The sequence below is a fragment of the Rhodobacter capsulatus genome, from assembly GCF_005144475.1.
GTDB lineage: Bacteria > Pseudomonadota > Alphaproteobacteria > Rhodobacterales > Rhodobacteraceae > Rhodobacter > Rhodobacter capsulatus_C.
This window is the reverse complement of the sequence record NZ_SWJZ01000092.1, coordinates 1-13391: the sequence shown is the minus strand read 5'-3', so window position 1 is coordinate 13391 and position 13391 is coordinate 1. Positions and strand designations below refer to the sequence as shown.

General features: G+C 66.1%; 10 protein-coding genes. 9 read left to right on the top strand and 1 reads right to left on the bottom strand.

Translation table 11 applies throughout. The features are described 5' to 3' along the window. Positions 1 to 197: 197 nt before the first annotated feature. Together FBT96_RS17475 and FBT96_RS17470 are read left to right on the top strand one after the other, a co-directional pair. Positions 198 to 1367 (top strand): RsmB/NOP family class I SAM-dependent RNA methyltransferase, encoded by a 1170-nt coding sequence (locus FBT96_RS17475; RefSeq protein ID WP_136908915.1) that lies wholly within the window; start codon positions 198 to 200, stop codon positions 1365 to 1367. Positions 1368 to 1501: 134 nt separating this feature from the next. Next, positions 1502 to 3805: an ATP-binding response regulator gene (locus FBT96_RS17470; protein ID WP_136908917.1), complete on the top strand. Its 2304-nt coding sequence runs from the start codon at positions 1502 to 1504 to the stop codon at positions 3803 to 3805. A 6-nt stretch (positions 3806 to 3811) separates the two neighbouring features. Here the strand turns inward: FBT96_RS17470 and FBT96_RS17465 are convergent, their stop codons facing one another. Continuing rightward, positions 3812 to 4405, bottom strand: a complete 594-nt coding sequence (locus FBT96_RS17465; RefSeq protein WP_136908913.1) for a sulfotransferase family protein — start codon at positions 4403 to 4405, stop codon at positions 3812 to 3814. A 244-nt stretch (positions 4406 to 4649) separates the two neighbouring features. On the opposite strand from FBT96_RS17465, the gene recA reads away from it, so the two are divergent. From recA to FBT96_RS17430, 7 genes are all read left to right on the top strand, one after another. Beyond that, entirely contained in the window at positions 4650 to 5717 is a 1068-nt protein-coding gene (gene recA / locus FBT96_RS17460) for a recombinase RecA (RefSeq protein ID WP_136908911.1), read from the top strand. A 139-nt stretch (positions 5718 to 5856) separates the two neighbouring features. Next, the gene (gene alaS, locus FBT96_RS17455; protein ID WP_136908909.1) at positions 5857 to 8511 is read left to right on the top strand and encodes an alanine--tRNA ligase; all 2655 of its coding nucleotides are present in this window, start codon (positions 5857 to 5859) and stop codon (positions 8509 to 8511) included. Further along, complete coding sequence (locus FBT96_RS17450; RefSeq protein ID WP_013067477.1) at positions 8511 to 8801, top strand: DUF1330 domain-containing protein; 291 nt, start codon at positions 8511 to 8513, stop codon at positions 8799 to 8801. The genes alaS and FBT96_RS17450 overlap by 1 nt, the downstream gene beginning before the upstream one ends. Positions 8802 to 8889: 88 nt before the next feature. After that, a complete protein-coding gene (locus FBT96_RS17445) occupies positions 8890 to 9684 on the top strand; it encodes a class II glutamine amidotransferase (RefSeq protein ID WP_136908907.1) in 795 nt (264 codons plus the stop codon). Positions 9685 to 9751: 67 nt separating this feature from the next. Next, positions 9752 to 11137 (top strand): cysteine--tRNA ligase, encoded by a 1386-nt coding sequence (gene cysS, locus FBT96_RS17440; protein WP_136908905.1) that lies wholly within the window; start codon positions 9752 to 9754, stop codon positions 11135 to 11137. Beyond that, positions 11134 to 12756: a citramalate synthase gene (gene cimA, locus FBT96_RS17435; protein ID WP_136908903.1), complete on the top strand. Its 1623-nt coding sequence runs from the start codon at positions 11134 to 11136 to the stop codon at positions 12754 to 12756. The genes cysS and cimA overlap by 4 nt, the downstream gene beginning before the upstream one ends. Further along, the coding region (locus FBT96_RS17430) for a squalene/phytoene synthase family protein (RefSeq protein WP_136908900.1) at positions 12753 to 13391 on the top strand (639 nt) is incomplete at its 3' end. The genes cimA and FBT96_RS17430, both read left to right, overlap by 4 nt.

Genomic DNA, 13391 nt, shown 5'->3' with positions numbered 1-13391 from the left:
CCTTGTCCGTCGCGCGGGGGCCCTCCCCCGCGCCGACCCGCGGGGGGCTTCGCCCCCCGCACCCCCCAAAGAAAAAGGCGTATTTTGCCAAGGAAAAGCTTGGTTCAGCTACGGTTTCACCGTTTCGAAAGGCTCCGCTGCGGCGGGGCCTTTTCGTTTTGCTCCAAGGCGGTTAGGTGTGGGCCAAAGGAGTGCCCATGACCCCCGCTGCCCGTATTGCCGTTGCCATCCCCCTGCTTGACGCCATCGCGGCGGGCGAGCCTGCGGAGCGGGCGCTGACGAACTGGGGGCGGGCGCATCGCTTTGCCGGATCGGGAGATCGGGCCGCGGTGCGCGATCATGTCTATGATGCGCTGCGCTGCCGGGGCAGTTTTGCCGCGCTTGGCGGGGCGGCGGACGGGCGTGGGCTGATGCTGGGGATGTGTCGGGCGGCGGGGATCGATCCGGCGACGGTTTTCACCGGGGCGGGCCACGCTCCGGCGCTTATGACAGAGGCGGAGGCGGCGGCGCTTGCAAGGCCCGCGCCCGCGGCGGCGGATCTGGCTGCAAGCGATTGGCCGGACTGGCTTTCGGGGCAGCTGCGCGCCGATCTCGGCGCCGATTTCGACGCCGTTTCCGACGCGATGCGGGCGCGGGCGCCGGTCTTTCTGCGGGTCAATCTGGCCAGGGCCGGGCGGCCGCAGGCGGCGCAGGCGCTGGCGCAGGAAGGGATCGCGACCGAGCCGCATCCGCTCGCGGCCACCGCGCTGCGGGTTCTCTCCGGGGCGCGCAAGATCGCCGCGTCGCAGGCCTATCTGCAGGGGCTGGTCGAGCTGCAGGATGTCGCCTCGCAGGCGGTGATTGGCGGTCTGGCGCTGCCAGAAGGGGCGCGGGTGCTGGATTACTGCGCGGGCGGTGGCGGCAAGGCGCTGGCGCTGGCGGCGGCGCATCCGGGGGCGCGGATCACCGCGCATGACATCGACCCCGGCCGGATGAAGGACATTCCCCCGCGCGCGGCGCGGGCCGGGGCGCGGATCGCGCTGGCCCCGCCCGGCAAGGTCGCGGGCGTCTTCGATCTGGTGCTGGTCGATGCGCCCTGTTCGGGCTCGGGGACCTGGCGGCGGACGCCGGAGGCGAAATGGCGGCTGACCCCGGCGCGGCTGGCCGAGCTGACGGCGCTGCAAGATCAGATCCTGGACCGGGCCGCGGGCCATGTTGCGCCGGGCGGGCAGCTTCTTTACATGACCTGTTCGCTGCTTTCGGCCGAGAATGACCTGCGGCTCTCGGCCTTTCTGCAACGCGGCGGATTCGCGCTTGCGGAATGCCGCCGCTATTCCCCGCGCGACGGCGGGGACGGCTTCTTCGCGGCGCGTCTGTGTCGATTGTGAACGTAACGAGAACTTTCGTGATACATCTTTAGGTTGAGCTTCGGTTTTGTTAATCAGGCTTTAACCGAAATGACCCGCAATGCGAGGAGACGATTCTGCGCAGGAAGACGCCAGTGGTACATCCCGATCAGCCCATGCAGGCCCTTGGCCGGTCCGCGGCCATGATTGCGCCCGGGGCTTTGGTGCTGCTTTTGCTTGGCCTTGCGGCCGGGACGGCGGGGTATTTCGTGCAAGATCGGGTGCTGATGACGCTTTTGCTGTCGATGTCGGGCAGTTTCCTGCTGCTCGCGGTCGTGGCGAAGCTGGCGCAGCGGCATCTGGCGCGGCGGCGCACGCAGGTGGCGGGCGCGATTTCCGCCTTCATCATGCATGACGCCTCGCCCTCTTTCACCACCGATGGCGAGGGCGAGATCGGCTATCAGAATCGCGCCGCGGTCGAGCGCTTCGGCTCGCGCGGGGGGCAGACGCTGACCCGGGCTCTGGGCGAGATCTTTGCCAATCCCGGCGCGATGCTGACGCGGCTGCAGTCGAAGGCGGCGGCGCTTGGCGCGGCGCGCGAGGATATGGTGACGCGGCGCGGCCATGTGCGGCTCTCGGTGCATCAGATCGAGGGCGGCGGGTTCCTGTGGCGGCTTGAAGACATGGCCGAGCGGCCGGTGGGCGGGCGCGGCGCGGAAAGCATCTCGCTGCCGATGCTGACGGCGTCGAAATCGGGCACGATTCTCTTCATGAACGAATCCTTGCGGCGGCTGGTGGGCGAGCGCGTCCGCACGCTGGACCGGATCTTCACCGATGTGCCGATCCGCTCGGGCGAGGAGCAGGAGATCACCACGATCGAAGGGCCGCTGCGCTGCATGGTGGCGCAGATCGAGGGCGCGGGCGGGCGCGACGAGATTTATCTGATGCCCGTCGCGCCGGGGCGCGCGCCGAGCACCGATCCGGTCTCGTTCGAGGCGCTGCCGGTGGCGTTGATGCGGTTGACGGTGGATGGCCGGGTGATCGAGGTGAACCGGGCCGCGCGCGGGCTTTTGGGGCAGATCCCGGCCTCGACGAAGCTGTCGGAGCTGTTCGAGGGGCTGGGCCGTCCGGTCGATGACTGGGTTGTCGATGCGGTGGCCGGGCGGACGGAACGCCGCCCCGAGGTGCTGCGGGCGCGGCGCGGCGATCGCGAGGTCTTCCTGCAGGTGACGCTGGCGCGGGTGATCGAGGAGGGGCGGCCGGGACTGATCGCTGTCCTCTCGGATGCGACCCAGCTGAAGACGCTGGAAGGCCAGTTCGTGCAAAGCCAGAAGATGCAGGCGATCGGCCAACTTGCGGGCGGGGTTGCGCATGATTTCAACAACTTGCTGACGGCGATCTCGGGGCATTGCGATTTGCTGATGCTGCGCCACGACAAGGGCGACCCCGATTACACCGATCTGGACCAGATCAGCCAGAACGCCAACCGGGCGGCCTCGCTGGTCGGTCAGCTGCTGGCGTTTTCGCGCAAGCAGACGCTGAAGCCGCGGATCATCGATCTGCGCGACACGCTGTCGGATCTGACGCATCTGCTGAACCGGCTGACCGGCGAAAAGGTCGTGCTGACGCTGACGCATGACCCGAATCTGGCGCCGATCCGGGCCGACAAGCGGCAGCTGGAACAGGTGATCATGAACCTTGTGGTGAACGCGCGCGATGCGATGCCGGGCGGCGGCGAGATCCGGATCGAGACCGAGAACCTGCATCTGATCGAGGATCTGAAACGCGATCGCGCGGCGGTGCCGAAGGGCAATTATGTCGTCGTCAAGGTCACCGACGAGGGGGTGGGGATCCCGGCCGACAAGCTCGGCAAGATCTTCGAACCCTTCTACACGACGAAGAAACCGGGCGAGGGGACGGGGCTGGGCCTGTCGACCGCCTACGGGATCGTCAAGCAGACCGGCGGCTATATCTTCTGCGATTCGGTGCTGGGTTCGGGGACCTGTTTCACGCTCTTCCTGCCGGCGCATGACCGGCCCTCGGAGATCGAGCAGGAACCGGCGCTGCCGACGATGGAATTGCCGAGCATCGAGGAAAATTCCGCCGCGATGGTGCTTCTGGTCGAGGATGAGGCGCCGGTGCGGGCCTTTGCCTCGCGGGCGCTGAAACTGCGCGGCTATACGGTGTTCGAGGCCGAGAATGCCGAGGAAGCGCTGCGGATTCTGGAAGACGATCAGCTGCAGTTCGACGTCTTCGTCACCGATGTGATCATGCCCGGCATGGATGGCCCGACCTGGGTTGCCGAGGCGCTGAAGACCCGGCCGGACACCGCCGTCGTTTTCGTCTCCGGCTATGCCGAGGACGTGTTCCGCGAAGGTCGCCCGCCGACCCCGAATTCGGTCTTCCTGCCCAAGCCCTTCTCGCTGAGCGAGCTGACGGCGACGGTGCAGAACCAGATCGCGCGTCGGGTCCGGGCCTGAGGGCGATCAGGCGAGGCTGTCGTAAAGCCGAAAATCGGCGGCCATCGCGCGCTTCAGCGCCGCCTCGGTCTCCGGTTGCAGCGCGACATCCGCGGCCGGGGGCACGTTCACCCGCGACAGCGTGATCGCGCAATTGAGCCGGTCTTCGAGGAAATCCATGAACGCGTCGATTTCCTCGTAGCGGAAGATGCGATCGACCTGCGGCCGACCATCCGCGCCGCACAGATGCGCCGATTGCGAGCCGATATCGGCCTGCGGCGGCGGCTTCGGTGCCATGTAATCCTGCGCGAAGGCATCGAAGCTCTTGCCCGCCATCGGGTGATCGGGGTCTTCGATATCGTCGCGGGTGCGGAACCGATACCAGGAGCGCAGCCAGCCGATCGGCTCGCGCATCAGCGCCACGGTGGTGAAGGGCGCCCCCGCCCGCGCCGCAAGCCAGGGGGCCAGAACCTGGTGATAATCGCTGGCGCTCATGTGTTTCATCGGCGCGGGGCGCTGCATCGAAACGCTGGCGAGCGATTCGAGCGCCACTTCGACCGCGGTCGAGCCCGCCTTGGGCGTTGCCAGAAAGACCAGTCGTTGTTCCCAGAAAATCAGCATGTTCCGGTGTCTCCCGACAATTCCCGCCTCTGCTTACTGAAAGACCCCGGCGCGGTAAAGCCGGGCCGCGTGGTTTCTGCGGCGGTCTTAACCGGTTCTTAACCATGCGGGCGCAGGCTGATTGTGGAGAATTTGATTGCAATGTTCCCCAATTGTACTCATATCATGAGAACAAGATGGGAACGGATGCGGTGCGCTCGGTCGATTGCCGCGGGCCGCGCCCTGTGGGATAAGGGGACGACAGATGGCAACGGCGGGCTTGTTCGAGATGAACGACAAAGGCAAGGCAGACAAGCAAAAGGCGCTGGAATCGGCCCTTGCGCAGATCGAACGGCAGTTCGGCAAGGGCTCGATCATGAAGCTTGGCGGCGACAACCCGCCGCCGGAGATCGAGGCGACCTCGACCGGCTCGCTCGGGCTTGATATCGCGCTTGGCATCGGCGGGCTGCCGAAGGGCCGGATCGTCGAGATCTACGGGCCGGAAAGCTCGGGGAAGACCACGCTGACGCTGCATTGCATTGCGGAAGAACAGAAAAAGGGCGGTGTCTGCGCCTTTGTCGACGCCGAACATGCGCTGGATCCCTATTATGCGAAAAAGCTTGGGGTGAACCTCGAAGAGCTGCTGATCTCGCAGCCCGACACCGGCGAACAGGCGCTGGAAATCGTCGATACGCTGGTGCGCTCGGGCGCGGTCAGCCTTGTCGTCGTCGACTCGGTGGCGGCGCTGACGCCGAAGGCCGAGATCGAGGGCGACATGGGCGATGCGACCGTCGGCGCGCAGGCGCGTCTGATGTCTCAGGCGATGCGGAAGCTGACCGCCTCGATCGGGCGCTCGAACTGCATGGTGATCTTCATCAACCAGATCCGCATGAAGATCGGCGTGATGTTCGGCTCGCCCGAAACCACCTCGGGCGGCAATGCGTTGAAATTCTACGCCTCGGTGCGGCTTGATATCCGCCGCACCGGCGCGATCAAGGACCGCGACGAGGTGATCGGCAACCAGACCCGCGTCAAGGTGGTGAAGAACAAGGTGGCGCCGCCCTTCCGCGAGGTCGAATTCGACATCCTTTATGGCGAGGGCATTTCCAAGGTCGGCGAGCTGGTCGATCTGGGCGTCAAGGCCGGGGTGGTGGCGAAATCGGGCGCCTGGTATTCGCATGGCGACGAGCGCATCGGCCAGGGCCGCGAGAATGCCAAGCAGTTCCTGCGCGACAATCCCGATATCGCCTATGAGATCGAGGACAAGATCCGTGCCAGCCACGGGCTTGAATTCGGCGTCGCGCCGACCGAGGAAGATCTCACCGAAGAATGAGGCCGCAGGGCCCGCTGCCCTTGGCAGCCGCACCGGAACGATACAGGGCGACGGCCGGGTTTCCCCCGGCCGTTTTGCTTTCTGGACAGGGCCGGGCCGGGCCGCTAAACGGGGGGAAATCCGCAAAAAAGGCTTGCCCATGCCCAGTCTGAACGACATCCGGTCCACCTTCCTTGCCTTCTTCGAAAAGAACGGTCACCGCGTGGTGGAAAGCTCTCCGCTGGTTCCCCGCAACGACCCGACGCTGATGTTCACCAACTCCGGCATGGTGCAGTTCAAGAACTGCTTCACCGGGGTGGAAAAGCGCGACTATGTCCGCGCGACGACGGCGCAGAAATGCGTGCGTGCGGGGGGCAAGCACAACGACCTTGACAACGTCGGCTATACCGCGCGCCACCACACCTTCTTCGAGATGCTCGGCAACTTTTCCTTTGGCGATTATTTCAAGGAAAAGGCGATCACCTATGCCTGGGAGCTGCTGACCAAGGACTTTGACATTCCGAAGGAAAAGCTGCTCGTCACCGTCTATCACACCGATGACGAGGCGGCGGCGATCTGGAAGAAGGTCTCGGGCCTGACCGACGAGCGCATCATCCGCATTCCGACCAAGGACAATTTCTGGCAGATGGGGCCGACCGGTCCCTGCGGCCCCTGCACCGAGATCTTCTTCGATCACGGCGACCATATCTGGGGCGGCCCGCCCGGCTCGAAGGACGAGGACGGCGACCGGTTCATCGAGATCTGGAACAACGTCTTCATGCAGAACGAGCAGTTCGAAGACGGCTCGATGGTCGAGCTGGAGATGCAGTCGATCGACACCGGCATGGGGCTGGAACGGATCGGCGCGCTGCTTCAGGGCAAGCACGACAACTATGACACCGACCTGATGCGCAGCCTGATCGAGGCTTCGGCGCAGGCGACCTCGGCCGATCCGGACGGGGCGGGCAAGGTGCATCACCGCGTCATCGCCGACCATCTGCGTTCGACCTCGTTCCTGATTGCCGATGGGGTGATGCCCTCGAACGATGGCCGCGGCTATGTGCTGCGCCGTATTTTGCGTCGGGCCGCGCGGCATGCGCATATGCTGGGCGCGAAAGACCCGGTGATGCACAAGCTGGTGCCGGCGCTGGTGCGGCAGATGGGGGCGGCTTATCCGGAACTCGTCCGCGCCCAGGCGCTGATCGAGGAGACGCTGAAGCTGGAAGAAACCCGGTTCAAGGTCACACTGGAACGCGGCTTGAAGCTGCTCGATGACGAACTTGCCGCGCTGCCCGACGGGGCGGAGCTGCCGGGCAATGCCGCGTTCAAGCTTTACGACACCTATGGTTTCCCGCTCGATCTGACCCAGGATGCGCTTCGCGAAAAGGGCCGCACCGTCGACACCGCGGGCTTTGACGCCGCGATGGACGAGCAGAAGGCCAAGGCGCGGGCGAGCTGGTCGGGCTCGGGCGAGGCCACGGATGCGAAAGTCTGGTTCGAGATCGCCGAACGGGCGGGCGTCACCGAATTCCTCGGCTATGACACCGAAACCGCAGAAGGACAGATCCAGGCGCTGGTGATCGAGGGCGCCGAGGTGGCCGAGGCCACGGGCGCGGTGCAGATCGTCGTCAACCAGACGCCGTTCTATGCCGAATCCGGCGGTCAGGTCGGCGATCACGGCATCATCCGCACCGACAGCGCCGAAATCCGCATCACCGACACGAAAAAGGTCGCGGGTGTCTTTATCCATATCGGCGAGGTCACCGAGGGCAAGGTCACCAAGGGCCAACCGGCGAAGCTGGAGGTCGATCACGCGCGGCGCTCGGCCATTCGGGCGAACCACTCGGCGACGCACCTTCTGCACGAGGCGCTGCGCCGCGCGCTTGGCGATCACGTCGCGCAAAAGGGCTCCTTGAATGCCGAGGACCGGCTGCGGTTCGACTTTTCTCACGGCAAGGCGATGACGGCCGAGGAGCTGATGACGGTCGAGGCCGAGGTGAACGCCTTCATCCGGCAAAACACCCCGGTCGAGACCCGGATCATGACGCCCGACGATGCCCGCGGCCTTGGCGCGCAGGCGCTTTTCGGCGAGAAATACGGCGACGAGGTGCGCGTGGTCTCGATGGGCGAGCAGCTTGGCTCGGGCAAGGGGCATGACGGGCGGACCTACAGCCTGGAACTTTGCGGCGGCACGCATGTGAAGCGCACGGGCGACATCGGCGCCTTTGTCGCGCTTGGCGAAAGCGCGTCCTCGGCGGGGGTGCGGCGGTTCGAGGCGCTGACCGGGCAGGCGGCGCTCGATTGGCTGAAGGCGCAGAACGCGCGTCTGGCCGAAGTGGCGGGCCTGCTGAAAACCTCGTCTGCGGAAGTGGCCGACCGGGTCAAGGCGCTGGCCGAGGAACGCAAGCAGCTCGCCAACGAAGTGGCGCAGCTGCGCCGCGAACTCGCCATGGGCGGCGGCGCGGCCGGTGGCCCGGAAGTGATCGAAATCAGGGGCTTGCGCTTCATTGCTCAGGTGGTTTCGGGGGTGTCGGGCAAGGATCTTCCGGCGCTCGTCGACAGCCTGAAGGACAAGGTCGGCTCGGGCGCGGTGCTGGTGGTGGCCGATACCGGCGGCAAGGCGGCCTGCGCGGCGGGAGTGACGGCGGACAAGACCGGCACCGTTTCCGCGGTCGAGATCGTCAAGATCGCCGCGGCGGCGCTTGGCGGCAAGGGCGGCGGTGGCCGCCCCGACATGGCGCAGGCGGGCGGGGCCGATCCGGCGAAGGCCGAGGACGCCGTCGCCGCGGTCAAAGCCATGCTGGAGGCGCTCTGATGCCCTCCGCGCTCTGGATTGCCCATGTGAAGGTGCTCGACGCCGAGGCTTACGGCAAATATGCCGCCGCGGCCGGTCCGGCGATTGCGGCGCATGGCGGCGTCTTCCTCGCCCGCGCCACGCGCTATGTGCAGCTGGAAGGCAACGACCGCGCCCGCAATGTGGTGGCGCGGTTCCCCAGCCTTGAAGCCGCGGTCGCCTGCTATAATTCCGAGGCCTATCAGGCGGCTTTGTCGCATGCCAAAGGCGCCTCGGAACGCGATCTCGTGATCGTCGAGGAGAACGCCTGACTTTCGCCCCGTCCCGGTTTGCGTTACTGTGACAGCATCATGTCAACGCCAACCGGGGCGGAGCCAACCGCCTGTTTGGGGCCGGAAAATGTGCCGTTGGGCAGCCTATGTCGGGGAACCGATCTTTCTTGAGGATATCGTCTCGAAGCCGGGACATTCGCTGATCCACCAGAGCCATTGCGCCACGCAATGTCACACGGCGATCAATGCGGACGGCTTCGGTCTGGCCTGGTATGGCGAGCGCCCCGAGCCCGGGCTTTACCGCGATGTCATGCCCGCCTGGTCGGACCCGAACCTCAAGTCCTTGACGGCGCAGGTGAAATCACCCCTTTTTCTGGCCCATGTGCGGGCCTCGACCGGGACCGCCACCTCGCGCAACAACTGCCATCCCTTCGTCGTCGGCCGCTGGAGCTTCATGCACAACGGCCAGATCGGTGGTTACAACGCGTTTCGCCGTGCGGGGGAAATGATGATCCCCGATCACCTTTACCCGCACAGGAAGGGCGCCACCGACAGCGAGGCGCTGTTTCTGCTGGCACTTTCCGAGGGGCTGGACGACGATCCGAAAGGCGCGCTGGAACGGGCGACGGCGCGGCTGGAATCGCTCTCGCGCGAGCGCGGGCAGGGGCCGCACATGCGCCTGACCGCCGCCTTTTCCGATGGCCAGCGGCTTTATGCGGTGCGTTACGCCTCGGACGAATTGGCGCCGACGCTCTATCATCGCTGGTCCGACACCCGGCAGGGCCGGGCCGTCGTGTCCGAGCCGCTCGAGGATGGCGAGGGCGACTGGACCCCGGTGCCGCCCGGCTCGTTTTGCATCTTTGACGGCGCGTCGCTGACCATCGAACCCTTTGCGCCGCAAAGCCGCGCCGCGGCGGCGTAAGCGGTTCTGCTGTTCCCTCGCGCCTGCAATTGCGCTACTCCGCAAGGACAAAGTTGCGAGGAAGCCGATGATCCGCCTGCACAATACCAAGACCCGCCGCAAGGAAACGTTCCGCCCGCTCGATCCTGGACATGTGCGGATGTATCTCTGCGGGCCGACCGTTTATGACCGCGCCCATCTGGGCAATGCGCGGCCGGTCGTGGTTTTCGACGTGCTCTATCGGCTGCTGCGCCATGTTTACGGCACGGGTCACGTGACTTATGTGCGCAATTTCACCGATGTCGATGACAAGATCAACGCGACGGCTCTGGCGCGCAAGGAGGCGGGCGCCCCCGGCACGCTGGAAGAGCTGATCCGCGCCCGGACCGAGGAGACGATCGGCTGGTATCACGCCGACATGGACGCGCTTGGCGCGGCTCGCCCCGATCACGAGCCGCGGGCGACCGATTACATCGGCGCGATGATCACGATGATCGCCGATCTGATCACCCGGGGCCATGCCTATGCCAAGGACGGCCATGTGCTGTTCCGGGTGCGCAGCTATGCCGGCTATGGCGCGCTTTCGGGCCGGTCGGTCGATGACATGATCGCCGGGGCGCGGGTCGAGGTGGCGCCCTTCAAGGAAGATCCGATGGATTTCGTGCTGTGGAAGCCGTCGGATGCGGACCTGCCCGGCTGGGACAGCCCCTGGGGCCGTGGCCGTCCGGGCTGGCATATCGAATGCTCGGCGATGTCTTACGAACTGCTGGGCGCCAGTTTCGACATTCATGCGGGCGGGATCGACCTGCAATTCCCGCACCACGAAAACGAGATCGCGCAAAGCTGCTGCGCCCATCCCGAGGGGGGCTTTGCGAATTTCTGGTTGCACAACGAGATGTTGCAGGTCGAGGGCAAGAAGATGTCCAAGTCCTTGGGCAATTTCTTCACCGTGCGCGATCTGCTCGATCAGGGCATCCCGGGCGAGGTGATCCGGTTTGTCTTCCTGCAGACGCATTACGGCAAGCCGATGGACTGGACGGCGGAAAAGGCCGCCCAGGCCGAGGCGACGTTGCGCAAATGGCGCGCGCTGACGGCGGGCGTTGCGCCCGCGCATGAGGTGGCGCCCGGGGTGCTGGAGGCGCTGGCCGATGATCTGAACACCGCGGGGGCCATCGCGGTGCTGCATGGGCTGACGGGCGAGCCTGCGCTGCTCAAGGGCTCGGCACAGATGCTGGGGCTGCTGATCGACGAGATGGGCGACTGGGCCAAGGCGCCCGAGGTTGATCTGTCGCACCTTGCCGCGAAGCTTGCCGATCTGCGTGCAACGGCGATGGAAACCAAGGACTTCGCCCCGGTCGATGCGCTCAAATCCGCGCTGATGGCGGCGGGGGTCGAGGTGCGGATGTCGAAGGCGGGCGTCGAATTGCTGCCCGGACCCGGCTTCGACGCGGCGAAGCTGGAGGGGCTCGCATGACCCGCGAACGGCTTTTCCTTTACGACACCACGCTTCGCGACGGCCAGCAGACGCAGGGCGTGCAGTTTTCCGTGCCGGAAAAGATCGCCATCGCCGAGGCGCTGGATGAGATCGGCGTCGATTACATCGAGGGCGGCTGGCCGGGGGCGAACCCGACCGACAGCGATTTCTTTGCCGCGCGGCCCAGGACGCGGGCGACCTTCACCGCCTTTGGCATGACGAAACGCGCCGGACGCTCGGCCGCGAATGATGACGTGCTGGCGGCGGTGATGAATGCGGGGACGCCCGCCGTCTGTCTGGTCGGCAAGACGCATGATTACCACGTGACCGCCGCGCTTGGCATCACGCTGGAGGAAAACCTTGAAAACATTCGCGCTTCCGTCGCCCATATGGTGGCCGAGGGGCGCGAGGCGCTGTTTGACGCCGAGCATTTCTTTGATGGCTACAAGGCGAACCCGGGGTATGCGCTGGCCTGTTGCCGCACGGCGTATCAGGCTGGCGCCCGCTGGGTGATCCTGTGCGACACGAATGGCGGCACGCTTCCCGCCGAGGTCGGCACGATCACCGCGGCCGTCATCGCCGCGGGGGTGCCGGGCGATCATTTGGGCATCCATTGCCATGATGATACCGGGACGGCGGTGGCGAATTCGCTGGCCGCGATCGACGCGGGGGCGCGGCAGGTGCAGGGCACGCTGAACGGTCTGGGCGAGCGTTGCGGCAATGCCAACCTGACCGCGCTGATCCCCACGCTGCTTTTGAAAGAGCCCTACAAAAGCCGTTACGAAACAGGCGTTTCCGAGGCGAAGCTCACAGGCATCACGCGGCTTTCCCGGCGTCTGGACGACATCCTGAACCGGGTGCCGCTGCGCTCCTCTGCCTATGTCGGGGCCTCGGCCTTTGCGCACAAGGCGGGGCTGCATGCCTCGGCGATCCTCAAGGATCCCTCGACCTATGAACATGTCGCGCCCGAAACGGTCGGCAACACCCGGCTTATCCCGATGTCCAATCAGGCCGGGCAGTCGAACCTGCGCGCCCGGCTGGCCGCGATGGGGATCGCGGTCGATCCGAAGGACCCGCGGCTGGTGCAGATCCTTGACGAGATCAAGGCGCGCGAGGATCGCGGCTATGCCTATGACGGCGCGCAGGCGAGTTTTGAGCTGGTGGCGCGGCGCGTGCTGGGGCTTTGCCCGCAATTCTTTGAAATCAAACGCTATCGTGTGACGGTCGAGCGGCGCAAGAACCGCTATGACCAGATGGTCTCGGTCTCCGAAGCCGTCGTCGTGGTGAAGATCGGCGGCGACAAGATGCTGTCGGTTTCCGAAAGCATGGATGCCGAGGGGCATGACCGCGGCCCGGTGAACGCGCTGTCAAAAGCGCTGGTCAAGGATCTTGGCCCCTACACCAGCTGCATCGAGGACATGAAGCTGGTCGATTTCCGCGTCCGCATCACGCAGGGCGGCACGGAAGCCGTGACCCGGGTCATCATCGACAGCGAGGATGGGCAGGGACAGCGCTGGTCCACCGTCGGGGTCAGCCCGAACATCGTCGATGCGTCATTCGAGGCGCTGCTGGATGCGATCATCTGGAAGCTGATCCGCGACGGGGCGCAACCGGCATGAGCGATGCGGTCGCGCTTTGCGCCGAACGGCTGGCGGCGGGCGATCCCGACCGGTTTGCCGCCGTCATGGCCTGCCCGGTGCCGGATCGGCCGCCGCTGTTTGCGCTTTACGCCGCCAATCTGGCGATTGCCCAGGCGCCCTGGGCCAGTGCCGAGCCGCTGGTGGCGGAGATGCGGCTGCAGTGGTGGATCGATGCTTTGGAGGCCTTGGCGGCGCAGGGCAAGCCGGTCCCGCAGGAGATCGGACCGGCCTTGCAGGCCTTGCCCGAGGCCGCTTTGCGGGGCCTGATCACTGTCGCCGAGGCCCGTCGTGCCGATTGTCACGGCGAGGCCTTTGCCGATGCCGCGCGGCTGTGGGACTATCTTGATGCGACCTCCGGGGCGGTTTGTGCCGCGGCCGGGGCCTGTCTTGGCGCCGGGTCCGAGGCGGTGCTGCACGCGCACGGGACCGCGGCGGGATTGGCGAACTGGTTGATCGCGCTGCCCGAATTGACCGCACGCGGGCGGCTGACGCTGGCGGGGGCGACGCCTGACGCGCTGGCCTTGCTGGCGCGTGACGGCGCGGCGCGTCTGCTGGCGGCGCAGGCGGCCCTGCGCACGGCACCCGCCGCGGCGCGGCTTGCGGCGCTGAGCGGG

What these genes read in the sequence shown, in the direction of transcription:
- cimA (WP_136908903.1), top strand. Translation starts at nt 11,134, where the DNA reads ATGACCCGCGAACGGCTTTTCCTTTACGACACCACGCTTCGCGACGGC.
- FBT96_RS17450 (WP_013067477.1), top strand. Translation starts at nt 8,511, where the DNA reads ATGCCCTCCGCGCTCTGGATTGCCCATGTGAAGGTGCTCGACGCCGAG.
- FBT96_RS17445 (WP_136908907.1), top strand. Translation starts at nt 8,890, where the DNA reads ATGTGCCGTTGGGCAGCCTATGTCGGGGAACCGATCTTTCTTGAGGAT.
- FBT96_RS17465 (WP_136908913.1), bottom strand. Translation starts at nt 4,405, where the DNA reads ATGCTGATTTTCTGGGAACAACGACTGGTCTTTCTGGCAACGCCCAAG.
- FBT96_RS17470 (WP_136908917.1), top strand. Translation starts at nt 1,502, where the DNA reads ATGCAGGCCCTTGGCCGGTCCGCGGCCATGATTGCGCCCGGGGCTTTG.
- alaS (WP_136908909.1), top strand. Translation starts at nt 5,857, where the DNA reads ATGCCCAGTCTGAACGACATCCGGTCCACCTTCCTTGCCTTCTTCGAA.
- cysS (WP_136908905.1), top strand. Translation starts at nt 9,752, where the DNA reads ATGATCCGCCTGCACAATACCAAGACCCGCCGCAAGGAAACGTTCCGC.
- FBT96_RS17475 (WP_136908915.1), top strand. Translation starts at nt 198, where the DNA reads ATGACCCCCGCTGCCCGTATTGCCGTTGCCATCCCCCTGCTTGACGCC.
- recA (WP_136908911.1), top strand. Translation starts at nt 4,650, where the DNA reads ATGGCAACGGCGGGCTTGTTCGAGATGAACGACAAAGGCAAGGCAGAC.